At 72.0% G+C, this 23,802-nt stretch carries 18 protein-coding genes and 1 riboswitch; of the genes, 12 read left to right on the top strand and 6 right to left on the bottom strand.

Annotation, left to right across the window (positions count from 1 at the left end):
* Nucleotides 1–47 precede the first annotated feature (47 nt).
* Nucleotides 48–383, bottom strand: coding sequence for a GntR family transcriptional regulator (locus ACZ499_RS27255; protein WP_468678770.1), 336 nt, complete (start codon nt 381–383; stop codon nt 48–50).
* Nucleotides 384–430: 47 nt separating this feature from the next.
* Between ACZ499_RS27255 and ACZ499_RS27250 the strand changes: the two genes are divergently transcribed.
* A complete protein-coding gene (locus ACZ499_RS27250; protein WP_468678769.1) occupies nt 431–1,624 on the top strand; it encodes an MFS transporter in 1,194 nt (397 codons plus the stop codon).
* Here the strand turns inward: ACZ499_RS27250 and ACZ499_RS27245 are convergent.
* Nucleotides 1,608–2,501, bottom strand: a complete 894-nt coding sequence (locus ACZ499_RS27245; RefSeq protein WP_468678767.1) for a LysR family transcriptional regulator — start codon at nt 2,499–2,501, stop codon at nt 1,608–1,610. The genes ACZ499_RS27250 and ACZ499_RS27245 overlap by 17 nt on opposite strands.
* A gap of 297 nt (nt 2,502–2,798) precedes the next feature.
* Between ACZ499_RS27245 and ACZ499_RS27240 the strand changes: the two genes are divergently transcribed.
* The 4 genes from ACZ499_RS27240 (at nt 2,799) to ACZ499_RS27225 (ending at nt 10,434) form a co-directional block, all read left to right on the top strand.
* Complete coding sequence (locus ACZ499_RS27240) at nt 2,799–5,135, top strand: molybdopterin cofactor-binding domain-containing protein (RefSeq protein WP_468678765.1); 2,337 nt, start codon at nt 2,799–2,801, stop codon at nt 5,133–5,135.
* Nucleotides 5,136–5,143: 8 nt separating this feature from the next.
* Nucleotides 5,144–5,620, top strand: a complete 477-nt coding sequence (locus ACZ499_RS27235) for a (2Fe-2S)-binding protein (RefSeq protein ID WP_468678763.1) — start codon at nt 5,144–5,146, stop codon at nt 5,618–5,620.
* A gap of 105 nt (nt 5,621–5,725) precedes the next feature.
* Nucleotides 5,726–8,998 (top strand): AfsR/SARP family transcriptional regulator, encoded by a 3,273-nt coding sequence (locus tag ACZ499_RS27230; RefSeq protein WP_468678761.1) that lies wholly within the window; start codon nt 5,726–5,728, stop codon nt 8,996–8,998.
* A gap of 308 nt (nt 8,999–9,306) precedes the next feature.
* On the top strand, nt 9,307–10,434 hold the full coding sequence (locus ACZ499_RS27225; protein ID WP_468678759.1) for an alpha/beta hydrolase: 1,128 nt from the start codon (nt 9,307–9,309) through the stop codon (nt 10,432–10,434).
* A gap of 24 nt (nt 10,435–10,458) precedes the next feature.
* Here the strand turns inward: ACZ499_RS27225 and ACZ499_RS27220 are convergent, their stop codons facing one another.
* Complete coding sequence (locus ACZ499_RS27220) at nt 10,459–10,851, bottom strand: SHOCT domain-containing protein (RefSeq protein WP_468678758.1); 393 nt, start codon at nt 10,849–10,851, stop codon at nt 10,459–10,461.
* Between the two features lie 194 nt (nt 10,852–11,045).
* Between ACZ499_RS27220 and ACZ499_RS27215 the strand changes: the two genes are divergently transcribed.
* The 5 genes from ACZ499_RS27215 to nicT all read left to right on the top strand — a co-directional run bounded on the left by ACZ499_RS27215 (nt 11,046) and on the right by nicT (nt 17,904).
* Nucleotides 11,046–11,600, top strand: a complete 555-nt coding sequence (locus ACZ499_RS27215) for a potassium channel family protein (protein ID WP_468678756.1) — start codon at nt 11,046–11,048, stop codon at nt 11,598–11,600.
* Nucleotides 11,601–11,644: 44 nt separating this feature from the next.
* A complete protein-coding gene (locus ACZ499_RS27210; RefSeq protein ID WP_468678799.1) occupies nt 11,645–12,889 on the top strand; it encodes a chloride channel protein in 1,245 nt (414 codons plus the stop codon).
* Nucleotides 12,890–13,186: 297 nt separating this feature from the next.
* Nucleotides 13,187–13,540 carry a peptidoglycan-binding domain-containing protein gene (locus tag ACZ499_RS27205; RefSeq protein WP_468402367.1) on the top strand — a complete coding sequence of 118 codons (354 nt, stop codon included), beginning with the start codon at nt 13,187–13,189 and terminating at the stop codon, nt 13,538–13,540.
* A gap of 199 nt (nt 13,541–13,739) precedes the next feature.
* Nucleotides 13,740–16,148 (top strand): penicillin acylase family protein, encoded by a 2,409-nt coding sequence (locus ACZ499_RS27200; protein WP_468678755.1) that lies wholly within the window; start codon nt 13,740–13,742, stop codon nt 16,146–16,148.
* Nucleotides 16,149–16,511: 363 nt separating this feature from the next.
* Nucleotides 16,512–16,719: riboswitch (cobalamin riboswitch) on the top strand.
* 27 nt (nt 16,720–16,746) lie between these two features.
* Nucleotides 16,747–17,904 (top strand): Nickel transporter NicT, encoded by a 1,158-nt coding sequence (gene nicT, locus ACZ499_RS27195; RefSeq protein WP_468678752.1) that lies wholly within the window; start codon nt 16,747–16,749, stop codon nt 17,902–17,904.
* Here nicT and ACZ499_RS27190 read toward each other — a convergent pair.
* Nucleotides 17,897–18,736, bottom strand: a complete 840-nt coding sequence (locus ACZ499_RS27190) for an NAD(P)H-binding protein (RefSeq protein ID WP_468678750.1) — start codon at nt 18,734–18,736, stop codon at nt 17,897–17,899. The genes nicT and ACZ499_RS27190 overlap by 8 nt on opposite strands.
* A gap of 129 nt (nt 18,737–18,865) precedes the next feature.
* Between ACZ499_RS27190 and ACZ499_RS27185 the strand changes: the two genes are divergently transcribed.
* Nucleotides 18,866–19,858, top strand: a complete 993-nt coding sequence (locus ACZ499_RS27185; protein ID WP_468678749.1) for a helix-turn-helix transcriptional regulator — start codon at nt 18,866–18,868, stop codon at nt 19,856–19,858.
* A gap of 89 nt (nt 19,859–19,947) precedes the next feature.
* On the opposite strand, the gene ACZ499_RS27180 is transcribed toward ACZ499_RS27185, so the two are convergent.
* A complete protein-coding gene (locus tag ACZ499_RS27180; protein WP_468678748.1) occupies nt 19,948–21,258 on the bottom strand; it encodes an aldehyde dehydrogenase family protein in 1,311 nt (436 codons plus the stop codon).
* Between the two features lie 384 nt (nt 21,259–21,642).
* Here ACZ499_RS27180 and ACZ499_RS27175 point away from each other — a divergent pair, with 384 nt between their 5' ends.
* Nucleotides 21,643–22,302 (top strand): HAD family acid phosphatase, encoded by a 660-nt coding sequence (locus ACZ499_RS27175; RefSeq protein WP_468678747.1) that lies wholly within the window; start codon nt 21,643–21,645, stop codon nt 22,300–22,302.
* A 68-nt stretch (nt 22,303–22,370) separates the two neighbouring features.
* Here the strand turns inward: ACZ499_RS27175 and ACZ499_RS27170 are convergent, their stop codons facing one another.
* Nucleotides 22,371–23,687 carry an FAD-binding oxidoreductase gene (locus ACZ499_RS27170; protein WP_468402359.1) on the bottom strand — a complete coding sequence of 439 codons (1,317 nt, stop codon included), beginning with the start codon at nt 23,685–23,687 and terminating at the stop codon, nt 22,371–22,373.
* Nucleotides 23,688–23,802 lie beyond the last annotated feature (115 nt).

The raw sequence follows: 23,802 nt of genomic DNA, 5'->3' as shown, positions 1-23,802 counted from the left end.
GGAGGAAAGGCGTGGAGGGGAAAGCCCCCCATTTAGGGAACACCCCATCAGAGTTCACCCACCCCCCCGTCCCCGTTCCCGGGCGGCGGCGCGGGCGCCGGTGGCGGGTGCGCACCGGCCGCGACCCGGGTCGCGGCACCGACCCGGGTCACGAGGTATCCCTCGGCCTGGAGCTGGGCGTAGCACTCCTGCACCAGGCCCCGCGACACCCCGAGGCCGAGGGAGAGTTCACGCGAGGACGGCAGCCGCTCGCCGACCTGGAGCCTCCCCGAGCGGATCGCCTCGCGCAGCTGCCGCTCCAGCTGCGCGCGCAGCTGCTCGCCGCTCTCGCGGTCGAGCGCGAGCAGCAGGCCGGGAGCGCGACCGGACCACTGGACAGCCATGGAATTGGAGCTTACCGGTGGTCCGGTCGGCCCCTAGCGTCGGCCGTATGACGACCTCCCTGCCCTCCCGTACCCCGGCTGCCCCCGCTCGACCGCCGCTCCTGACACGGGCGTTGATGCTCCGCTTCGTCAGCATGGTCGGCGCCTCGGCCAGCTTCTTCCTGCTGCTGTCCGCCGTACCGCTGTACGCGCGCGAGTCCGGCGCGGGCGGCGACACGGCGGGCCTCGCCACCGGCGCGCTGATGCTGGCCACGGTCCTGGGCGAGCTGGGCGCGCCCCGGCTCATCGCCCGCTACGGCTATCGGCCGGCGCTGGCGACGGGGCTGTTCCTGCTGGGTGCGCCCGCCCTGGCGCTGACCGTCTCCGGGACCATGGGGTGGATCGTGGGGGTGTGCTTCCTGCGCGGCCTGGGCTTCGCGCTCACCCTGGTCGCGGGTGGCGCGCTGACCGCGACGCTGATCCCGGCCGAGCGCCGGGGTGAGGGGCTCGCCCTGGTCGGCGTGGTGGGCGGGGTGCCGAATCTTGTGGCGCTTCCGCTGGGCATCTGGCTCGGCGCACATGTCGGATACGGGACGGTCTCGGTCGCCGCGGCGGCCGTCGCGCTGGTCGCGATCGCCTCCGTACCGTGGCTGCCCGACCGGGAGTTGATGCACGGTGAGTCGGTGGGCGTGCTCGCGGGGCTGCGCACCGGCGCCCTGGTGCGGCCCGGGGTGACCTTCGCCGCCACCGCCGTGGCGGCGGGCATCGTCGTCACCTTCGTCCCGCTCGCCGTTCCGTCGTCCATGAGCGCGGTGGCCACGGCGGCCCTGTTCGTACAGCCCGCCGTCTCGACGGCGGGCCGCTGGTGGGCGGGCCGCCTCGGCGACCGGCACGGCGCCGCTCGGCTCGTCCTGCCCGGTCTGCTCCTGTCGGCCGCCGGGGTGCTCCTGACCGCGCTGCTCCGCACGCCCGTCGCCGTGCTGGGCGGGGTGGCCCTGTTCGGCGCGGGCTTCGGCATCGCCCAGAACGCGAGCCTGACGCTGATGTACGCACGTGTCTCCACGGCGAGTTACGGCACGGTCAGCGCGCTGTGGAACCTGGCGTACGACGGCGGGATGGGTGTCGGCGCGGTGGGGTTCGGGGTGCTCGCGGACCGTACCGGCTACTCCTCGGCGTTCGTGCTCACCGGCGTGCTGATGCTGGTCGCGGCCGTCCCGGCGGTGCGCGACCGCCGTACCGGCCCTGCTATGCGGCGCCCGTGAGGCTGTCCACGACCGTGCCCGCGAACTCCTGGGCGAGCGGGCCGAGCGCGTCCCACTGGCGCACCGCCCAGCCCGCCGCCAGCGGCGGCAGCATCGGCAGGGGCACGAAGCGCAGGGCGCCCTGGCGGGAAGTGGTCCATCCGGGCAGCGCCGGCACCACGGCGTGGCCGAGCCCGAGTTCGGCCAGCAGGATGGCGGTGTCCCAGTCCGCGACGCTGGTCGTCGACGCCAACTGGATGTCCTGCGAGGTGAGTTGCTCCTCCAGGTGGTGGCGGGACGTCGAGTTCGCGGGCAGCTGGATGTGGCGGATCTCGGCCAGGTCCGCCACCTCGATGCTGCTCCTGCGGGCGAGGGGGTCGTCCGCGTGGACGGCGAGGACCCAGGGCAGCTCGATGACCGGGCGCTGCTCGATGCCACGCGCGGGGGTGCCGATGGTGATCCAGGCGAGGTCGGACTCGCCCGCGGCGAGGGCGCTGAAGCAGCCCCGGCTGGAGTTCTCGGTACGGAACTCCAGCTTGACGTGGGGATGCGCACGGCGGAACCGCACGACCCCGTCGGACATGAAGTGGCGCACGGTGGTTGCTCCGGTGGTGATCCGGACGGTGCCGCCGTCGCCCTCCCTCAGCTCACGGAGCTGACGCAGCGCCAGTTCCAACCGGCCGATGCCCTGGGCGGCGGCCTGTTGCAGGATGCGCCCGGCCTGGGTGGGGGCGACACCCCGGGGGCGGCGCTCCAGGAGGGGCAGGCCGAGCTCGGCCTCCAGCCGCTTGACGTGCTGGCTGACCGCCGACTGCGTACGGGACAGATCGCGCGCCACGGCGCTCAGATTGCCGCTCTCGCAGGCGGCGACGAAGACGCGGAGGTCGTCGAGAGTCATGAACTCCAAGCTATTGCTTGGATCTTTGAAAGAAAACCAGAGGATTGACTTGGGTAGCGGTCGCCCACAAGGATTTGAGCGCGGGGCGGCAACCCGTCCGTGGGCGCCGTCGGGGATCCGGACCCCGGCGGCACGGCTCACGGAGGGTGCCGACCCCCTTCTGAACCGCCGAACCAGCTGAACCGACGCCCCGCCAGATCACATAACACCAGGCCTGTTTCGCGCCTGGTGTTATTCATGAGGAATGTGTGACGCTCTGACACGGCGCAGACGGTGCAGGTGACGAAGGGACAGTCGATGGCAGCCTCGGGTCGTCCGGAGCAGGAGGACGGGTCCGCCGCACCCGAGGTGGGGCGGCGGCGGTTTCTGGGATATGTGCTCGCGGCCTCGACGCTGACGGTGGCCGCGCAGCTCGGCGAGGCGGCCGTCGCACCCGCCCGGGCCGAGGCGGCGGTCCCGTCGCTGCCCGGCCCGTCCGAGATCTACGACCTCAACGACATGCTCACGGACGCCGCCCTGCCGACGGCCGGCCTGATCAGGATCGAGGTCCACGACGACGGCACCGCCTCCTTCGTGCTGCCCCGCGCCGAGGTGGGCCAGGGCGTGACCACCTCCTCCGCCATGCTGATCGCGGAGGAGCTGGACCTGCCCCTCGACCGGATCCGGGTGACCCTGGCCGACGCGCGGCCGGAGCTGCTCTTCAACCAGATGACCGGCGGGTCGAACACCACCATCGCCACCTACACCCCGATCCGGGTGGCCGCGGCGACCGCCCGGGCGCGGCTCGTGGAGGCCGCGGCGGCCGAGTTCGGCGAAGCCGCCTCGACGCTGACCACCCGGGCCGGGGTCGTCACCTCCCCGCGCGGCAAGAGCGCCACGTACGGCGAACTGGCGGTGAAGGCCGCGAGCCGCACCACCGTCCGGATCCCGGTCACCCTGAAGAAGCCCGCGCAGTTCGGCGTCATCGGCACCCCGCGCGGCCGCATCGACGCGCTCGCGGCGGTCACCGGGCGCAAGCAGTTCGCCATGGACGTCAGCGTGCCGGGGGCGCTGCCCACGATGGTGTGCCGGCCGCCGACGATCAACGGAACGGTATGGTCGGTGGAGAACCGGGCGGACGTCCTCGCGATGCCCGGCATCACCGATGTCGTCACCGTCCCCACCGGCGTCGCCGTGCGCGGGCGGACGTTCGGGCAGTGCATCGACGCCGTACGGGCGCTGCGCGTGTCCTGGGGCCCCGGCACCGAGGAGGGCGCGTCCGACGCCACCGTCCTCAAGGAGCTGCGCGCCGCCGAACTGCCTTTGGTTGTCCCGGCGTTGGAGCCCCTGGTCCACTCCGTGGACGCGCGCTTCACGTTTCACTTTGCCAGCAACAGCGCCCTTGAGCCCAACTGCGCGGTGGCGGACGTCAGAAGCGACCGGGCCGAGATCTGGGCGTCGCTGAAGACCCCGATCACCGCGCAGGAGACCATCGCGCTCAAGCTCGGCCTGCCGCTGCCCGCCGTCAAGGTGCACGTCACCGAGGGCGGCGGTTCGTTCGGCCGCAAGCTCTTCTTCGACGCGGCTCTGGAGGCCGCCCAGATATCGAAGGCGATGGGCAAGCCCGTCAAACTGATGTGGCACCGCACGGACGACTTCCGCCAGGGCCGCACCCACCCGATGTCCACCTCCCGGGTCCGGGCGACGTACGCGCTGGGCGAGGTCCTCTCGTACGAGCAGCGGCACACCTCGGTGGCCACCGACTTCGGGCACGGGCTCGGCGAGATCATCACGTCCATGGCGGCCAAACTGCCCGTCGGTGATCTCGCCTTCTCCGAGACGATCTTCGAGCTCACCCAGCAGAGCCCGTACCACTTCGGCGTCACCACCCAGCTGCTCAGCGAGGTCGACAAGGGCTTCCACACCGGCAGCATGCGCAACATCTACTCGCCCAACGTCCGCTGCGCCCAGGAGCTCGTCGTCGACCAGCTCGCGGCGCGGATGGGCAAGGACGCCTACCGGTTCCGCCGCCAGTTCCTCAAGGAGGACCGGGCCCGGGCCGTCCTGGACAAGGTCGCCCAGGTCGGGGAGTGGGGCCGGAGCATGCCCGAGGGCACCGCGCAGGGCATCGCGCTGCATCCCGAGTACCACGGGTTCGTCGCCGTCCTCGCGGAGATCGACTGCCGCCCGGAGACGACCGGGCGCCACATCCCCGACGCGTACACCGGCCCGAGGGTCACCCGGGTCGTGTGCGCCGTCGACGTGGGGCTCGCCGTCAACCCGCGCGGCCTGGAGGCCCAGATGATGGGCGGCATCATGGACGGCATCGCCGTCACCCTCAGCTCCGGCCTCCATCTCAAGGACGGCCACTTCCTCGAAGGCAGCTGGGACAACTACTTCTACACCCGGCAGTGGAACACCCCGCCCGAGCTGGAGATCATCGTGATGCCGCCCACCGGCGACAAGCCGGGCGGGGCGGGGGAGCTGGCCGTCGCGGGCGCGATGGCGGCGGTCGCCTGCGCCTACGGCCGGGCCACCGGCACCATGCCGACCACCTTCCCGATCAACCACGACGGCCCGCTCGGCTTCGAACCGCTGCCGACCGTCCCGCCGATCCCCGCGTCCCCCACCGACGGCCTCAGCCGCGCCTACTAGGAGCATCCGTGCCTCTGCACACCTTCGTCCTCAACGGCAAGCCGGTGTCGGTGGACGTCGAGGACGACGTCCGGCTGCTCTGGGTGCTGCGCGACGTCCTCGGCGTGACCGGTCCGAAGTACGGCTGCGGCCTCGGCGTCTGCCAGGCCTGCACCAGCCACATCAACGGCAAGGCCTTCAACCCCTGTTCCGTGCGGGTCAAGGACGTCCGGCCGACCGACGAGGTCACCACCATCGAGGGCCTGCCCGCCACCGTCGGCAAGGACCTGCACCCCATGCAGGAGGCCTGGCTGGAGTACGACGTGGCCCAGTGCGGCTACTGCCAGCCCGGCCAGATCATGGCTGCCGTCGCCAAGGTCCGCCAGGCCCGCGCCGCCGGTCACGAGATCGGCGACGCGGACTTCGACGAGATACGCAACATCTGCCGCTGCGGCACCTATCACCGCATCCGCGAGGCGATCAGGGCGGGCGCGAAGAACTTCTGACGGGTTCGGCGCGGCGCGGGAAACCTCTGACATGTTCAGCGCAGGTGGCGCGCTACGATGCACGCCACGGGGGCCCGGCCAGGCCCGATATACCCGGGAGAACACGTGAAGTTCGGGCTGCTCGGTCCGCTGTCCGTCCATGACGATCAAGGGGTCGAGCGGACACTCGCGTCGCCCAAGGGCCGGGCGCTGCTGACCGCACTGCTGCTCACGCCCGGCCGTGCGGTACCGCTGGCCCGGCTGGAGACGGCGCTGTGGGGCGAGCGCCCACCGGCCACCGCCCGCGCCTCGCTCCACAACCACCTGCTGCGGCTGCGCCGTTCGCTGGGAGCGGAGACCCGGATCAGGGCGGTGCCCGGAGGCATGCTCCTGGACGTCGAGGACGGCGAGCTGGACACCCGCGTCTTCGGTGAGCGCCTCGACGCGGCCCGGGCCGCGCGCCTGGCGGAGGACTGGGACACCGTCGTACGGGAAGCGGACACCGCGCTGGCGCTGTGGCGCGGCATCCCGCTCGACGAGTTCCCGGCGCTAGCCGAAGACGAGCGCGCCCGGCTCGGGCAGTGGCAGGAGGCCCGGATGCAGGCGCTGGAATGGCGCTGCGACGCGGAGCTGCGGTGCGGTCGGCACGACGGACTGCTGCCCCAGCTGTCCCGTCTGGTCGTCGAGTTCCCGCTGCGCGAGGCCTTCCACATACAGCTCATGCGGGTGCTGCACCGCAGCGGACGGCGGGCCGAGGCGCTGGCCGTCTACCACCGGCTGCGCCGCACACTCATCGACGAACTGGGCGTCGAGCCGGGCCCCGACGCGGCCACCGCGTACCTGGACATCCTGACCGACGACGCCCCGCCGCCCGCGCAGGCCCTGGACGCCGACGCCACCGTACCGACGTCCCTGCCCCGCGACGTCGCCGCCTTCACCGGCCGCGAGCGCGAGGTCGAGGCCCTGGTCTCGGCGGTGCGCGACGGATCCGCCGGAGCCTCCGGCGTGGTCGGCATCCACGCCGTCGACGGCATGCCGGGAGTGGGCAAGACCGCGTTCGCCGTCCACGTCGCCCACCGCCTCGCGGCCGACTTTCCCGACGGCAGTCTGTTCCTTTCCCTGCACGCGCACACGCACGGAACGCCGCCCGTCGACCTCGGCACCGCGCTGACCAGCCTGTTGCTCGCCCTGGGGACCGACCCCCAGCGCATCCCGGCCGACCTCTCCGCGCGCGCCGGAATGTGGCGCGGCAAACTCGCGGGCGGGCGCTACCTCGTCCTCCTCGACGACGCCCGCGGCAGCGAACAGGTGGAGCCGCTGCTGCCCGGCACGCCGGGGTCGCTCGTCCTGATCACCAGCCGCCGACGGCTGGTCGCGCTCGCGGACGCGGTGCCGGTCACGCTGGACGTGCTGACCGAGGACCGGGCGGTACGGCTCCTCGTGGCCAAGGCCGGGCGCGCGGACCTGACGGCCCAGGACGCCGGCTGCGCCGAACTCGCCCGGCTCTGCGGACACCTGCCGCTGGCCCTGCACCTCACCGCCGCGCGGCTGCGCCACCACCGCGCGTGGAGCGCCGAGGACGTGATCGCCGACCTGGCCGCCGCGAGCGGCCGTCTGGCGGCGCTCAGCTCCGAGAACGTCTCCGTACGGGCCGCCTTCGAGCTCTCCTACCGCGACCTCTCCCCGGACCAGCAGCTGCTCTTCCGCCGCCTGGGGCGGCAGCCGGGTCTCGACTTCGACGCGTACGCCGTCGCCGCGCTCCACGGCACGGACCTGCCGACGGCCCGCCGCCTCCTGGAGGAGCTGGAGGACCACCATCTCGTCGAGGAACCCTCGCGCGGCCGCTACCGGATGCACGACCTGGTGCGCGACTACGCGCGCGCCCTCACCGACGCGGAGCACGAGGCCGGAGACTGCGCCGACGCGGCGCAGGCCGTGGAGCGCCAGCTCGGCTACTACCTGCACACGGCCCTCGGAGCCAGTCGCTCCTTCGCCCGCTACGACACCCCGGCCCTCACTCCCCGCACCCCCGCCCCGCCGGCTCTGCCGCCGGTCGCGGAGGAGGGGCGGGCGCTCGCCTGGATGCGGGCCGAACACGCCAACCTGAGCGCGGCGGTCGCCCACGCGGCCCGCCACGGCCACGGCGAGCACGCGGTACAACTCCCCGCCGCCATGGCGGAGTTCATGCGCACCCAGGGCTACTGGGGCGACGCCCTCGCGCTGCACCGGACGGCGCTCGGCGCGGCGCTCCTGACCGAGGACCCGCTCGGTCGCGCCGTCGCGCTGCGCAACACCGCGGTCATCGAGACGCTCCAGGCCGAGTTCGAACCGGCCGAGAGCAACCTGCTGGCCGCCCTCGACATCTTCCGCGGCCTGCGGGACCCGGGCCGCGAGGCCATCGCGCTCCACGACCTCTCCTCCATCCTGCGCCGCACCGGACGCTACGAGGAGGCGCAGAGCTCGCTGCGTCACTGTCTGCGCCTGTTCGGGGAGAACCGGGACGCGCGTGGCCAAGCCCAGGTGCTCATCGAGCTGGGCCATGTCGAGCAGCTCACCGGACGCTTCGCGGAGGCGGCCGACAGCATGGGACGCGCGCTGGAACTGCACCGCGCCCTGGACAACCGCCTCGGCCAGGCCAACGCGCTCACCGCCCTCGGTGACGTACGCAAGTCGACCGGCGCGTACGCGGAATCCGTCTCCTGCCACCGCCGGGCCCTGGTGTTGTTCCGTGATCTGGGCAACGAGCTGGGCGAGGCGAACGTGCTGAGCGACCTCGGCGACGTACTGCGCCTGACCGGGGCGTACGAAGAGGCGCTGGAGAGCGTCGGGCAGGCGTCGCGCCTCTACCAATCACTCGGCGCCCGCCTGGGCGCGGCCAACGCGCTCGCGCACCTCGGCAGGATCAAGCAGCGCACCGGCAGGCTGACGGAGGCGGAGAAGGACCTCCAGGAGGCGCTCGACGCCGTCCGCTCCCTCAACAGCCGCATGGGACAGGCCTATGTGCTGACGTATCTGGCCGAGGTCCAGGTCCTGAGCGGCTGCCACGCGTACGCCCTGGAGAACGCCACCGCGAGTGTGGCGCTGTGCCGGGAGATCGGGGACCTCGGAGGCGAGGCCGAGGCGCTCAACACCCTCGGCACGGTCCAGCGGGCGGACGCGGCTCCGGCCGACGCCCTCGGCTCCCACCGGCGGGCCCTCGAACTGGCCCGTGAGGTCCGGTCGCCGTACGAGGAGGCCCGCGCCCTCGAAGGCCTCGGCGAGAGCCTCGACGAACTGGAACGGCCGGCCGAGGCCGTCGCGCATCTGACCCACGCGCTTGACCTCACCCGCGCACTCCGGGTCCCGGACGCCCAGCGCATCGAGGCCCGCATCGCGCGGGGGCGGCGGCCGCTCCAGTAGCGGTCCTGCTGTCGGCGGGCGGGCCGGGGGTCGCTCCGCCCGTCCAGTCGGGGCGACGGCATCAACCGGTGCGGCTTGAGAAACGGCGCAGGGGTGGCCGCTGACGATCTCCTCCGGAATTTGCCGCCGGCGGCGGTCCGGCCACCGAGTGCGGTGATCTCGGCGGTGATCTTCTGCGTCCCTTCCTGTTCGTGTCGGTCCGCTCCCCGTCAAGCGTTGATCACGATTCGGCAAATTTGGAACCCTTGTATCTGCTTTGTCCATCCCCGGAGGCGGAACACGACCGTCGTGCCCCGAGGGGCCGAAGCATGCCGGAGCCACTGATGTCGCACACGTCCACCAAGGCCAGGAGCGGGGCCGAGACCTATGAGTCCCGTGGCCACCGCCGCGCTTCCAAGGCCCGGCGATGGCTCGTCGCCGTGGTCTGCGTGGGGCTGCTCGGGGCGATCGCCTGGCCGGTCATGAGCTACTTCGAGATACCGCCCTTCACGGACAAGGGCGACCCCATTTCGTACGGCAAGATCGACAACAAGGGCGACGGCACCCCGCAGAAGCCGGTGGACTCCAAGACCCTGATGCCGACCGGACCGGCCGCCGACTTCAAGATCGCCAGCACGCTGGGCAACGGGACGCACGTCGGCGTTGTGAAGATCACCGGAAAGAAGTCCGGCTTCACGGGCAAGGTGTGGGTCTGGGCGCCCAAGGAGTACGACGACCCGAAGTACGACAAGAGCGGCTTCCCCGTCCTGATCGCACTCCCGGGCGGCCCCGGCTTCCCCAACAACTACTGGATGGACAACAACCTCAAGCTGGAGTCGTCCATCTCCAAGTGGGCCGAGGAGGGCAAGGGCAAACCGTTTCTGCTGGCCATGCCGGTGCTGAACCCCAAGCCCGACGACGGCGGGCTCTACTGGGACGGCAGCGACATCCCCGGCCAGCCCAAGATGGGCACCTGGCTGACCGAGGACGTGCCCGACCTCATGCGGCAGAACTTCCGCACGATCAAGTCACGCGACGGCTGGGCCTTCATGGGTTCCTCCTCCGGCGGCTTCGCCGGCCTCAAGGCCGTGCTGAAGCACCCCGACAAGTTCAAGGCCGTCATCGCCTCCGGCCCCGACATCGTCCCCGACTCGCGCTTGTGGAACGGCCACCCCAAAGAGAAGGCCGAGAACAACCCCGAGGTGCTCTCCAAGCAGCTGATCGCCGCCAAGGGGCCGGACGTGTACCTCGCCTTCCAGTACGGCACGAAGGAGTCGTCCGTCATCCCCAAGGTGAACAAGTACATCGCCACCTACGGGAACAAGGGCCCGATCCACACCCACCTCGAAGTCATCCAGGGCGGCCGACACAACGCTGTGACGTATGTGAAGGGGATGGAAGCGAGCAGCATGCAGTGGATCAGCGAACAGATCGAGGGACCCACGCCATCGCCCTGAGGCGGGAGCGGCGGCCCACCGGCCTCACGCCAGGATCTTGGCCTTGGCGCGCTCGTACTCCTCCGGAGTGATGTCGCCCTTGTCCTTGAGCGCGGAGAGTTTGCTCAGCTCCTCCACCGAACCGCCCCCGCCGGTTCCGGCCGCGTTGCGGACGTACTGCTGGAACGCGTCCTCCTGCTGCTTGAGCTGCTTCACGTCGCGCTGTCCCATGCCCTGTCCACGGGCGATGAGATAGACGAAGACACCGAGGTAGGGCAGGACGAGCACGAAGACCAGCCATCCCGCCTTGGCCCAGCCGCCGAGGCTGTGGTCGCGGAAGATGTCGGTGGCCACCTTGAAGAGCAGGAAGAACCACATCACCCACAGGAACAGCCACAGCATCGTCCAGAAGAGGTTGAGGAGTGGGTAGTCGTCCATGCCTGTCTCCGATCACGGGGGTGATCCCTTCCTACCTTCGGTAGGACGAGGTCGCACTCCGGAGGAGGGCCGCCGGGGGTCTCCTCCGCCTCCGGTGGCGGGACCGTCCGTCCCCGTCTCTCCTGAAGCAGAGGGCGGACAGGCGCCGGGCGCGCCGGGCGCCCGACAGCACCACGCGTACACCGGAGCGGCCCATGGAACGCGCAGGCCCGGGCGATCGGCGCCGCCGCCGCGCCCTCGCCGGCCATCTGCTGCGCTCGGTGGCCTCGGCGGTTCTGCTGATCGCGCTGTACTACCTGGCCCCGCTGGACCGAGGAGTCGGCGTCGGCACCGCCGTGATGCTCGTGCTGGGGCTGGCGCTCTTCGGCTGTCTCACGGCCTGGCAGATCGCCGCCATCACCCATGCGGAGTATCCGCGGCTGCGGGCGATCGAGGCGCTGGCCACCGCTGTGCCGCTCTTCCTCGTGCTGTTCTCCGCGACGTACTTCCTGTTCGCCGACAACCGGCCGTCGTCGTTCTCGGAGCCGCTGAGCCGGACCGACGCGCTGTACTTCACGGTCACGGTGTTCGCGACCGTCGGCTTCGGCGACATCGCGCCCACCACCGGCACCAGCCGTGCGCTGACCACCGTGCAGATGCTCGCGGATCTGATCGTGGTGGGCGTGATGGCCAAGGTCCTCTTCGGCGCGGTCCGCGTCGGGCTGCGCCGCCGGGGCGAGGCCCCCGAGTACCCGGAGGAGGAGCCGTGACCGCCGACGGGACGCAGCCGCAGGAGGCGGACCTGCTGAGGGGCATGCTCCGGACGCCCGGCTACCTCATGGCGCTCGTGTTGTGCGCACTCATCGGTATCCCGGTGTCCCTCGCCGCGTTCTGGTTCATGGTGGGGCTGCACGAACTGGAACACGCGCTGTGGGCCGGGCTTCCGCACACCCTGGGCTGGGACCTTCCGCCGTGGTGGTGGCCACTGCCCCTGCTCCTCTTCGCCGGGGCAGCGGTGGGTCTGGTAGCGACACGGCTGCCGGGGGCGGGCGGTCACATCCCGGCCGCGGGACTGCACGTCGGCGGCGCCTCCTCGGCCGTGCTGCCCGGTGTGCTGCTCGCCGCGGCGGCCTGTCTGCCGTTCGGCGCGGTGCTGGGGCCCGAGGCACCGCTGATCGCCCTCGGCGGCGGGCTCGCCCTCTGGTTCAGGGACCTCGCCAGGGCTTCCGCGACCCCGCAGAGCACGACGCTCCTGGGGGCGGCCGGAGCCGCCGCGGCCATCGCGGCGATCTTCGGCAACCCGCTGGTCGCCGCGGTCCTCCTGATCGAGGTCGCGGGCGTCGGCGGCCCGCAGCTCTTCGCGGTCATGCTCCCGGCCCTGCTGTCCAGCGGGGTGGGGTCCCTGGTGTTCACCGGCTTCGGGCGCTGGACCGGTCTGGAGACCGGCAGCCTGGCCCTGAAGCTGCCCACGCCCTTCCCCCGTGTGGACGCGGGTGACGTGGTCTGGGCGCTGGTCCTGGGCGTGGCCCTCACGGTCGCCCTGCACCGGGTGCTCGCGGTCGGCCGGTCGGTCGCGGCGTACGTCGCCGGTCGCGCACTGGTCCGTACGATCGGCTGCGCCCTGGGCGCCGCGGCGTGCGCCGCGCTCTACGCGCTGATCACCGGCCGCTCGCCGGCGGACGTCGCCTCGTCCGGGCAGGCCACGCTGGGCGGACTGGCCGCCGACCCGCACGCCTGGGGTGTCGGCGCGCTGCTGACGGTCCTCCTGTTCAAGAGCGCCGCCTACGCGCTCTGCCTCGGCAGTCTGCGCGGCGGACCGGTGTTCCCGGCGCTCTTCCTGGGAGCCGCCGTGGGGGTGCTGCTCGCGCCCCTGCCGGGTCTGGGAGTCGTACCGGGGATGGCGGCGGGCATGGCTGCCGCCACGACCGGTGTCCTGAGGCTGCCCGTGAGCAGTGTGGTCCTCGTGGTCCTCCTGCTGGGCGGCTCCGCCATGATGCCGGTCGTGATCCTGGCGGCCGTGGTCGCCTTCGTCACGGTGGAGCTGCTGCCGGCGCGCTGACGGCCCTGGGCCGGGGGCGTGGTCCGGGAGGCCCGGGCCCACGGCCGGCGGAAGCGCCTCCGCCCGCACAGCGACGGGTGGCGGCTGCCTGCCTCACCCGGTGGCAGCCGGCTGCCGCACCAGGTGGAGAGCCGGGCCGCCCACCGCTCCGGTTGCAGGAGGTATCTCAACCCCCTGTGTGACGCCGTACGGCAACCCCGCTCCCTATGCTGGCGTTCCGGCGGCAAACCGACACCCGCCGGAGTACGGCGACACGCGTCGCGCCACACGCGGTCGCCCCCATCCACCGGAGGCCCCATGAAGCAGGTACGCATCCTCGTCGTCGCCCTCATCAGCGCGGGAGTGCTGGGCGGCGGGGGCATGCTCGCCCCGGCCGACGCGGCCACGGCCGCCACCCGGGCGCCGAGCGCCGCCGGATGTGCGCAGACCCGGCCGTTCCTCTCCCAGGGCGACCGGGGCACCTGCGTCCGGTTCCTCCAGCAGAAGCTCACCGACCAGGGCATCAGCACCCGCGTCGACGGCATCTTCGGCAGCGGGACGACCAAGTCGGTGAAGAGCTTCCAGTACGTGTGCGGCTACCGCGGCCACGACGTGGACGGGCTGGTCGGGCCCCGCACCTGGGCCGGTCTGCTGGACCACGCCTGCGTGTGAGGAGCGGCCCAACAAGCAGGTCAGCGCGCCCGATCCACCCCAGGGTGTACATCCATGGGTCCACCGCCCGGCGCGAAGTTCGGTCGACGGGTTGATGTGGTGATTGCCGGGTTCCGGCACGCTTACGCACATGCTGAGCAACCGACATCACCTGACGGTGCGCCAAAAGACGCGAAATATGCGGAGACTGGGCTCTGTTGTGGCCACGCTCTGCCTCGCCTCCGGCGCCGCCGCGCTGTTACCGGCGCCCGCGTCCGCCGAGGCGGAATCGGACGGCAAACGGGTGGGCGACCACGGCTACACCTCGCAGATCCGCCGCACCGAGTACGGCATCCCACACGTCCTGGCCCACGACTACGGCGGCTTGGGGTACGGATACGGGTACGCGTTCGCGCAGGACAACCTGTGCCAACTCGCCGACCAGGTAATGACGTTGAGGGGCGAGCGCTCCAAGTACCTCGGCCCGACGGAGACGACCGCCGACGGCACCCCCAACCTGGCGAGCGACACCTACCACCAGGGTCTGCGGCAGGCCGGTACGGTCCGGCGGCTGCTCGACCGCCCGGCGCCGCTCGGCCCGACGCCCGAGCTGCGCCGGATGGTCGAGGGGTACGCCGCCGGGTACAACCGGTATCTGCGTGACACCGGCGCCGCTCACCTGCCGGATCCGACGTGCAAGGGCAAGCCCTGGGTCGGCCCGATCAGCGCCATGGACATCTGGAACCTCGTCTACGACGTCAACGGCGCCGCCGGGGCGACGGCGCTCAAGCAGGCCATCGCCACCGCGGCCCCGCCGACCGCTGGCAAGGCCACGAAGCCGACGAAGCCGCTACGTGGGGCGGCGGCAGCGCGCGGCGCCGGTGCGAGCGGCTCGGCCTCGACCCCGTCGACCCCGTCGAGGCGCACCGGCCCCCGCCGCGACGACCTCGGCAGCAACGGCTGGGCGCTCGGTCGTGACGTGACCCGAGGCCGCGACGGCATGCTGCTGGCCAACCCGCACCTGGCGTGGATCGGCGGGGACCGCTTCTACCAGGTGCAGTTGACGATCCCGGGCGTCATCGACGTCGCGGGCGCGAGCATCTACGGCACCCCGCTCGTCGAGATCGGCCACACCCGCGCCCTCGCCTGGACGCACACCACGAGCTACACCGACCACGCCTCGCTCTACCGCCTCACCCTCACGCCCGGCGACCCGACGAGCCACCTCGTCGACGGCAAGGCGGTGCCGATGACCCGCCGGACCGTACCGGTCACGGTCCGCGGCGCCGACGGCAAGCCCTCCACCGTCACCACCACCCTCTACACCTCCCGGTACGGGCCGGTCCTCGCCGAGGGCTGGACGCGCACCGAGGCGTACGCCCTGAGGGATGCCAACGCCGACAACCTGCGCTCGATGAACGAGTGGCTGGCGATCGGCAGGGCGCAGTCCGTGGCCCAGCTCAAGCAGGCGCACCAGACGTACCAGGGCATCCCCTGGACGTACACGATGGCCACGGACACCACCGGCACCGCGTACTTCAACGACTCCTCCGCCGTGCCGAACGTCACCGACGACCGGCTCAAGCGGTGCGCCCTGCCGGGCGAGGACCACGATGTGGCGGGCGTGCTCGATGGTTCGACCTCGGGCTGCGACTGGGGCAACGACCCCGACGCGGTCGTGCCGGGCATCTTCGGCCCCGGCCACCAGCCCCGGCTGACCCGGACCGACTACGTGGCCAACTCCAACAACGACTCGACCCTGACCAACCCCTCGGCGCCGCTGACCGGTTACCCGCGGATGTACCGCGCCGGAGTGCCGCTCGGGCCGCGCGCCCAGCTCGGGCTCCAGATGATCGCGGGCCGGCGCGACGGCACCGACGGACTCGGCACGCCGGGGTTCACCCTGTCCACGCTGCGGGCGAGCATGCTCGGTAACCGCAACTACACGGCGGAGCTGGGCCGCGACGACGCGGTCGCGATGTGCCGCGCACACCCCGTCCTGACCGCCACCGACGGCACCGAGGTGGATGTGCGCGCCGCCTGCGGCGTCCTCGCGGCCTGGGACACCCGCGACGACGCCGACAGCCGCGGCGCCGTGCTGTGGCAGGCGTTCCGCACCCAAGTGGGCGGCCGGCACCCGTGGTGGCGCGTTCCGTACGACCCGGCCCAGCCGCTCACCACCCCGCGCGGGCTCAACGGCGACGATCCGCAGGTGCGGCGCGCGCTGGCCGACGCCGTGCGCGGGCTGGCCGCCGACAAGGTGCCCCTGGACGCGCCGATAGGCAGCGTGCAGCGCTGGGCGGGGATCCCGCTGCCCGGCTGCTCCGGCGGTGAGGGCTGCTTCAACGTCGTGAACGCGTCACCCACGTCGGGCAGCGGCGGCGCCACAGGCCCGAACTCCCCGGAGGACTACGCGTCGGGCTCCAGTTTCATCATGGCCACGGAGCTGACGTCGCAGGGTCCCCGCACCCGTACGATCCTCACCTACGGGCAGTCCTCCAACCCCGAATCGCCCCACTACACCGACCAGACCGTCCTCTTCTCGCACAAGCGCTGGGTCACGGAACGGTTCACCGAGGCGGAGACAGGGTCCGATCCCCAGCTCCGGACCACGACCCTGCACGGCTGACCGGGGCGACCCGAACGGGCCGCGCCATCCCCGCAGTGGAGGAGCCGCCCGCGGAGCTGTGGCGGCGTGCGGTGCAGCGGTGGACCGACCCGTTCGTGACCGAGGCGCTCTCCGGCGCGGGCTCCGTGCGCGGCTGGGCCGAGGCCGTGAGGCGCATCGACTACCACTTCGGCTCCGACGAGGTCCGCGCCCGCATCGACCGCCGCCCGGCGTTCCCCGCGCCGACCGGAGGGTGGGGAGTCGGGCCGAGCGGCGGGCCCGCCGCGTGCTGCGAGGTGGGCGGACGGTCCCCGGCGGCGCGCCCGAAATGTGATCTGCAATCCCCCTGCCCGCAGCCAGACTTGCAGGTGAGGCGGGTCGCACCTACGGTTGGCGAGCCGTGGTGTTCGGGAAGACCGGTGCAAGACCGGAGCGGCCCTCGCCACTGTGATCGGGCCCCATGTCGTTCAGGCCATGAACGGCTTCGGGTAGCCCGTCCCGTTGTGCCACTGGGGGCCGTAAGGCCGCTGGGAAGGCGGGGACGGTGCGATACCCCGGAAGCCAGGAGACCGGCCACGGCATCTCGCTAATGATCCACGAGGTGCTGGAGCGTGAACGAATGACCCTGCCCACCCTGCCCGCCACTTTCCAGTGGCGGCGTGAGGACACCGTCCGCACCGCCTGGCTGCTGGCGGTGATCGCCGCCCTGCACGTCGTGGCGTTCGGCATACTCTTCCTGCTCGTCGTGCCCGAGCACTACGAGGTCGGCTCGAAGACGTTCGGCCTGGGCCTCGGCGTCACCGCCTACACCCTCGGCATGCGGCACGCCTTCGACGCCGATCACATCGCCGCCATCGACAACACCACCCGCAAGCTGATGGCCGACGGCAAGCGGCCGGTGTCGGTCGGCTTCTGGTTCGCGCTCGGGCACTCCAGCGTCGTGGTCGCGATGGCGGCGCTGGTCGCCGGGGGCGCGCAGCTCGCGGGCACCCTGATGAACGACGACTCGCAGACCCACCAGACCCTCGGAGTCGTCGGAACGACCGTCTCCGGATCGTTCCTCTACCTCATCGCCGCGCTCAACCTCCTCGCCCTTGTCGGCATCCTGCGGGTCTTCCGGGCCATGCGTGAGGGAACGTACGACGAGGCCGAGCTGGAACAGCACCTGGACTCACGGGGGTTCATGAACCGCCTCCTGGGCCGCTTCACCAAGTCGATCACCAGGCCCGGCCAGATGTACCCGCTGGGCTTCCTCTTCGGGCTCGGCTTCGACACCGCCACCGAGGTCACACTGATGGTGATGGCCGGCTCGGGGGCGGCCGCCGGGCTGCCCTGGTACGCCGTGCTGTGCCTGCCGCTGCTCTTCGCGGCGGGGATGAGCCTGTTCGACACCATCGACGGTACGTTCATGAACTTCGCCTACCAGTGGGCCTTCTCCAACCCGGTGCGCAAGGTGTTCTACAACCTCACCATCACCGGGCTCTCCATCGCGGTGGCCTTCCTGATCGGCACGATCGAGCTGGTGGGCGTCCTGCACGAAAAGCTCGATCTGAGCGACGGTGTCACCGGCTGGGTCGCGGACCTCGACCTGGACAACGTGGGCTTCATCATCGTCGGCCTGTTCGTCGCGGTGTGGGCCGCGGCCCTGGCGTACTGGCGGTTCGCCAAGGTCGAGCAGCGCTGGGCGGTGCGCGTCGCCGCAGCCGCCGATGCGCCCGGCCAGGGCGGGCCGGGCACGGCCCGGGACGGGGCCGCCCCGGCTGCGGACGTCATCTGAAGGCCACGACGCTGTCCGCCGCCCAGGCCGTGAACGTACGCGGTGCCCGGCCCAGGATGCGCTCCACATCCGGACTCACCTGCCGCTCCTCGGGCGTGGGTTCGCCGAGGATGCCGAGCGTGGCCTCGACCACCGGCTCCGGCATGAAACGCATCAGCAGCTCCCGCGCCTCGGCCCGGCTCTGCTCGACGAACCGCACCGCTGTCCCCAGCGCGTCACCGATCGCCCGGGCCTGCTCGCGCGGCGAGACCGGGGCCGGTCCGGTGAGTTCGTACGTCCGGCCCGCGTGGCTCCCGTCGCGCAGGGCCACGGCGGCGACCGCGGCGATGTCGGCCGGATCGATGACGGGCAGGCCGACGTCGCCGAAGGGTGCCGTGACCGTCCGCTCGGAGCGGACCGAGGGCGACCACATGTAGGCGTTGGAGGCGAACCCGCTGGGCCGCAGGACCGTCCACTGGAGGCCCGACTCCCGTACGGCGTCCTCGAAGGCGCGCAGCCGGGCGTGCGCGGGGGAGTGCGGCCGGGTGGCAGTGGCCTGCGACGACTGGAGGACGACCCGCCGGACCCCGGCGGCCCGCGCCGTGTCGAGGATGGCGTACGGGTCGAGGCCTTCGCCGTCACCGGGGACGAGGAGGTACAGCGCGTCGGCCCCGTCGAAGCCCCGCTTGAGGCTCTCGGGCCGGGCCGGATCGGCCTGCTGGAACTCCACGTTGCCCGGCATCTCCCCGGCCGGGGCGCGGCGGGAGACCGCCGTCACCCACTCGCCCGCCGAGGCCAGGGTCTGTACGAGGTGTCGTCCGACGTTCCCGGTTGCTCCGGTCACCACAATCATGATCTCTCCCTGATGGTGTGTACGGCGCGGCTCTTGATCAGTCCGCTGATCTCTCCGCGCTCGATCTGCACTCATCCTGGAAGCCAAACTGGCCATCTCCTGGCCAGTTTTCCCAAGAGAATGATCGCTATGAGAGCTGACCGTCTGGTAGCGACCCTGCTGTTCCTTCAGACGCGCGGACGCGTGACCGCGCGTGAGGTGGCGGCGGAGCTGGAGGTGTCCGAGCGCACCGCGCGCCGCGACCTGGAGGCGCTGGCCGCCGCCGGTATCCCCGTGTACTCCCAGCACGGGCGGGGCGGCGGCTGGTCCCTGGTCGGCGGGGCCCGTACCGATCTCACCGGCCTGACCGCCGCCGAGATCCGCGCGATGTTCCTGGTCGCGGGGCCGTCGGCGGACTCGCCAGAACTGCGCACCGCGCTGCGGAAGTTGGTGCGGGCCCTGCCCGCGACGCTCCGGTCCGACGCCGAGGCCGCGTCGAAGGCAGGTGTCACGGACGGCACGGACTGGTCGCGCCTGCCCGTCTCGGCGGGCACGCCCCTGCTGGACGCGCTGCAACGGGCGGTGGTGGACGGCCTGCGGATCCGGCTCGGATACGCCCGCCCCGGCAGCCCGGCCGGTACGCGCACGGTCGACCCGCTGGGCCTCGTCACCAAGGCGGGAGTCCCGTATCTCGTGGCCGGTACGGAGAAGGGAGCGCGGGGAGGAGACGAGGTGGCCGCCGGATCCGTCCACGACGGTCTGCGCATCTTCCGGCTCGACCGGATCACCTCGGTCGAGGTGACCGCGGACCCCGTCGTCCGGCCGGAGGGCTTCGATCTGGCCACGGCCTGGCGCGCCCTGGCCGCCCCGATGGAGGAGCGGATGCGGGGGGCGACCGTACGGGGACGGGCCGAGCCCGCGGCCGGGCGCGTCCTGGGGGTCCTGTTCGGCGGCCGCCTGCGCCTGGGCGGCGAACGGGCCGACGGATGGCTGGAGATGGAGATCGACGGGCCGTCCCCGGAAGTCGTGGCCGCGCAACTGGCCGGTCTCGGGGCGCGCGTGGAGATACTCGAACCCCCGCAGGCCCGCGAGCGGCTCGCGCAGCTCGCGGCCGAACTCGCCGCGCTCTACGGCCCGGTGTAGCGGTCACACAGGTGCACACACAGGTGCGCACACAGGTGCACCGGTGCACAGGGGGCCGGAACGGGGATCCGTCCCGGCCCCCACCGCCGTCACCCAGCAGCCAGCACGGCCTTGCGGTGGCTGAACGTCTCGATGGAGTAGCGACCGTGGTAGTTGCCCATGCCGCTCTCCCCGACACCGCCGAACGGCAGGTCGGATACGGTGAGATGGGCCAGCGGCAGGCCGAGGCCGAGGCCGCCCGAGGAGGTCTCGGAGGCCAGCCGCTCGCGGGTGGTCCCGGACTCGGTGAAGGCGTACAGGGCCAGCGGCTTGTCGCGGTCGTTGATGAAGTCGATGGCCTCGTCCAGGCCCGGCACCGTGACGATGGGCAGGATCGGGCCGAAGATCTCCTCCTGCATCACCGGCGCCTTGGGGTCGACATCGGCGAGGACGGTCGGCGCGAGGTACTTGGTGGCGCGGTCGCCCCGGCCGCCGGTGACGACGCGGCCCGAGTCGAGCAGCGCGCTCAGGCGGTCGAAGTGGCGCTCGTTGACGATGCGGCCGTACTCGGCGGAGGCCTGCGGGTCGGCTCCGTACAGGGCCTCGATGGCCCGGGCCAGCGCCGGTCCGAGGGCGCGGGCGGTGTCCGGGTCGGTGAGGACGTAGTCGGGTGCGACACAGGTCTGGCCCGCGTTGAGGAACTTGCCCGCGGCCAGCCGGGCCGCGACCGTGGCGATGTCGGCGTCCCGGTCGACGAACACCGGTGACTTGCCGCCCAGTTCGAGGGTGACCGGAGTGAGGTGCTGGACGGCGGCGGCCATGACGATGCGGCCGACGGTGCCGTTGCCGGTGTAGAAGATGTGGTCGAACCGCTCGGCCAGCAGCGCGGTCGTCTCCGGAATGCCGCCCTCCACCACGGCCACCGCGTCCGGGTCCAGATACTCGGGCAGCAGCCGCGCCAGCACGGCGGAGGTGGCCGGAGCCAGCTCGCTGGGCTTGACCACGACCGCGTTCCCGGCGGCCAGGGCGCCGATCATCGGGGTGAGCAGCAGCTGCGCCGGATAGTTCCAGGGCGCGATGACCAGGACGACGCCCAGCGGGTCGTACTGCGTCCACGCCGTCGCCCCGCCCAGGTGTTCCGGGACGGGCGCGGGCTCGGGGCGCAGCCACTGCGCGAGGTGGTCCAGGGTGTGGTCGATCTCCCGGACGGTGAAGCCGATCTCGGTGCGCTGGACCTCGGCGGGGCTCTTGCCGAGGTCCGCGTGGAGCGACTCCACCAGGTCCGTGCCGCGCTCGGCGAGCATCTCGCGCAGGCGTCGCAGCTGCGTGGTGCGCCACTCGACGGGCTTGGTGCGGCCGGTGCGGAAGGTGGCGCGCAGCCGGGCCACGGTCTCGGCGGGCTGCTCCGGGGTGGTGTTCATGGTGCCTCGCTGCCGGGGGAGGCGGACCCGTCGGTCCGCGCTGTCGTCGGGGTCGAGCCGGGTATCAGCTCGATGTATATGGCAACAGTTGAGGTTGGAAAATAAATTCCCCGGTGGGTCCTACGGCTCCTGCCCGCCTGCGCGTGGGCCATGCTCGCCCCGTCTGTCCGGTGGCTCGCCTTCCGTATGGGGCGGGTTCGTGAGGCATTCCCGTGGATTCACCCCGCGTATGCGAGAAGTTTCCTACCGACCAGTAGACATTGCGCCACCGGCTGATCATTCTTGGCCGTGCGCATGCCAATTCCGTGCCGCCCGTGCCGATCGCCGAGGCCCGGCGGGTCCCCCACGGCCTCCCACCATCGCGACAGAGGAGCACCAACCCCCATGCACCACACTGCTTGGACGACGCGCACGGCCGTCACGGTGGCCGCAGCGGCGACCGCCCTCATAGCCGCGCCGACCGCCTCCCAGGCGGCCCCCGCGGCGGCCCCGCACTCCGTCGTGGCCCAGGCCTCCGCCTCCGGCGGGATCGCCGCGCTCAAGGGTGTCGACTACGCGACCTGGCTGCGCGATGTCCAGGGCGTCGTGGACACCGCCCGCCCGTACCTCAAGGAGCGCATCGCCGCCTCGCCCGCGGGCGAGAAGCCGGCGATCGTCCTGGACATCGACAACACCTCGCTGGAGACGGACTTCCACCACTTCTGGACGTTCCCGACCCCGGCCATCCAGTCCGTCCGCGACCTGGTGCGCGAAGCGAGTGCCCAGGGGGTCGCCGTCTTCTTCGTGACGGCCCGCCCCGGCATCATCGAGTCCCTCACCTCGTACAACCTCAAGGCCGTCGGCTACCCCGTCACCGGCCTCTACGTACGCGATCTGCCGGACCTGTTCCACGAGGTCAGCACGTACAAGACGGAGAAGCGGGCCGAGATCGAGGCGCGCGGCTACACGGTCATCGCCAACTTCGGCAACAACACGACCGACCTGGTCGGCGGTCACGCCGAGCGCACCTTCAAGCTCCCGGACTACGACGGCAAGCTGTCCTGACCCGCTCGTAACGGACGACGGCGCCCCACGGCCCCCGCCGCGGGGCGCCGTCCTCTCTATCAGGACCGTCAGCCGAGGACCGGGAAGTTGCTGCGGAAGACGCCGCGCGGGTCGCGGTCGCGCTTGACCTGCTGGAGCCTGGCCAGCGCCTCGGGCTTGAAGGCCGCCGCAGCGGTGTCACCGGGGGAGAGGTACGTGTAGGGCTTGCGGCCGCTGATGTACGGGGCGACCGACTGGACCAGCGCCTCCTGGCGGGCGGCGATCTCGGCCCCGCGCTCCGGCGTGAACGGCACACCGAACATGGACAGCGTGTACGGCTCGGTCAGCGGGCCCTGCGGGTTCTCCGTCGGCGCGGCGAAGGCGCCGCCCAGGTGCCGGATGTGCACACCGAAGAGCGGGTCGATCGGCTCCGCGAGCAGCGCCGCCGCGACCTTGTCGTCCAGGTCGGTGAGCAGCTCGGCGCGGCTCGCGCTGGGCCCGGGCTCGGTCGGCTCGCCGGTGATCTCGCCCAGCTCGGCGACCGGCAGCATGGCCCTGGTGTCGGTGTTCGCGCCCTCGATCTCGTCGAGTGCGCTGAGCAGTGCCCGGCCCTCGGCCTCCTCGCCCAGGAAGGTGCTGTCCACGGTGACCAGCGAGGGGCCGTTCGGGATCTGGAGCAGGTTGATCCACGCGGTCAGTTCGTCCGGAGCGTTGGAGGTGATCTTGCGGAAGGCCTCAAGGACGCGGGGCGCCTGGCTGCCGTGCCAGACCACCCGGCCGCCGAACAGTGCGGGCGCGGGGTGCAGGTCGTACTCGATGGCCGTGACCAGGGCGTAGTCGCCGCTGCCGCCGCGCAGCGCCCAGAAGAGGTCGGCGTCGGAGTCGGCTGTCACCCGGGCCTGGGTGCCGTCGGCGGTGACCACCTCGAAGGCGGTGACGCTGTCGGCGGCCCAGCCGTACTTGCGCCCGAACCAGCTGAGCCCGCCACCGAGCGTGTAGCCGACCACGCTGACCAGCGGGGAGCTGCCCGGCAGCCCGGTCAGGCCGAGCGGCCCGGCCACGGCCTGGACCTGCCCGCCCAGGACGCCCGCGCCGACGCGCGCGGTGCGGGCGGCGGCGTCCACGTGCAGCTCGTCGAGTTTGCCTGTACGGAGCAGGATCACTCCCTCCACGTCACCGCTGGCGCCCCGGCCGCCGGGCTGGGGCGCCACGACGAGTCCGGCGGCCGCCGCGTAGCGCACCACAGCCGAGACGTCGTCGGCGTCGGCGGCCTCGACGACAGCCGAGACAGGCTGCTGGACCGAGAGGTTCCAGGGCTGTCGTGCCTGGTCGAAGTTGTCGTCACCGGTCAGCAGGACACGGCCGCGCACCTGTGAACGCAGTTCGGCGAGAGCGCTCGTGGTCATGGTTCTTCCCTACTTCCTCGTTCTGCGTGTGCCCCCGGAACGCACCGGCCGGCTTTCGCGATCACTTCCCTGACGGAATCGAACGGGGAAATGTGACGAGAAGGCGGAGGAAGAC

The organism is Streptomyces sp. NPDC031265 (assembly GCF_055570295.1).
The sequence above is the reverse complement of the archived record's forward strand: the minus strand, read 5'-3'. Positions and strand labels throughout refer to the sequence as shown.

Excerpts from the sequence above, each read along its gene's own strand:
- ACZ499_RS27190 (WP_468678750.1), bottom strand. The coding sequence starts at position 18,736 with ATGATTGTGGTGACCGGAGCAACCGGGAACGTCGGACGACACCTCGTA.
- ACZ499_RS27175 (WP_468678747.1), top strand. The coding sequence starts at position 21,643 with ATGCACCACACTGCTTGGACGACGCGCACGGCCGTCACGGTGGCCGCA.
- ACZ499_RS27245 (WP_468678767.1), bottom strand. The coding sequence starts at position 2,501 with ATGACTCTCGACGACCTCCGCGTCTTCGTCGCCGCCTGCGAGAGCGGC.
- ACZ499_RS27210 (WP_468678799.1), top strand. The coding sequence starts at position 11,645 with ATGCTCCGGACGCCCGGCTACCTCATGGCGCTCGTGTTGTGCGCACTC.
- ACZ499_RS27205 (WP_468402367.1), top strand. The coding sequence starts at position 13,187 with ATGAAGCAGGTACGCATCCTCGTCGTCGCCCTCATCAGCGCGGGAGTG.
- ACZ499_RS27215 (WP_468678756.1), top strand. The coding sequence starts at position 11,046 with ATGGAACGCGCAGGCCCGGGCGATCGGCGCCGCCGCCGCGCCCTCGCC.
- ACZ499_RS27240 (WP_468678765.1), top strand. The coding sequence starts at position 2,799 with ATGGCAGCCTCGGGTCGTCCGGAGCAGGAGGACGGGTCCGCCGCACCC.
- ACZ499_RS27225 (WP_468678759.1), top strand. The coding sequence starts at position 9,307 with ATGCCGGAGCCACTGATGTCGCACACGTCCACCAAGGCCAGGAGCGGG.
- nicT (WP_468678752.1), top strand. The coding sequence starts at position 16,747 with ATGACCCTGCCCACCCTGCCCGCCACTTTCCAGTGGCGGCGTGAGGAC.
- ACZ499_RS27170 (WP_468402359.1), bottom strand. The coding sequence starts at position 23,687 with ATGACCACGAGCGCTCTCGCCGAACTGCGTTCACAGGTGCGCGGCCGT.
- ACZ499_RS27255 (WP_468678770.1), bottom strand. The coding sequence starts at position 383 with ATGGCTGTCCAGTGGTCCGGTCGCGCTCCCGGCCTGCTGCTCGCGCTC.
- ACZ499_RS27220 (WP_468678758.1), bottom strand. The coding sequence starts at position 10,851 with ATGGACGACTACCCACTCCTCAACCTCTTCTGGACGATGCTGTGGCTG.
- ACZ499_RS27250 (WP_468678769.1), top strand. The coding sequence starts at position 431 with ATGACGACCTCCCTGCCCTCCCGTACCCCGGCTGCCCCCGCTCGACCG.
- ACZ499_RS27180 (WP_468678748.1), bottom strand. The coding sequence starts at position 21,258 with ATGAACACCACCCCGGAGCAGCCCGCCGAGACCGTGGCCCGGCTGCGC.
- ACZ499_RS27185 (WP_468678749.1), top strand. The coding sequence starts at position 18,866 with ATGAGAGCTGACCGTCTGGTAGCGACCCTGCTGTTCCTTCAGACGCGC.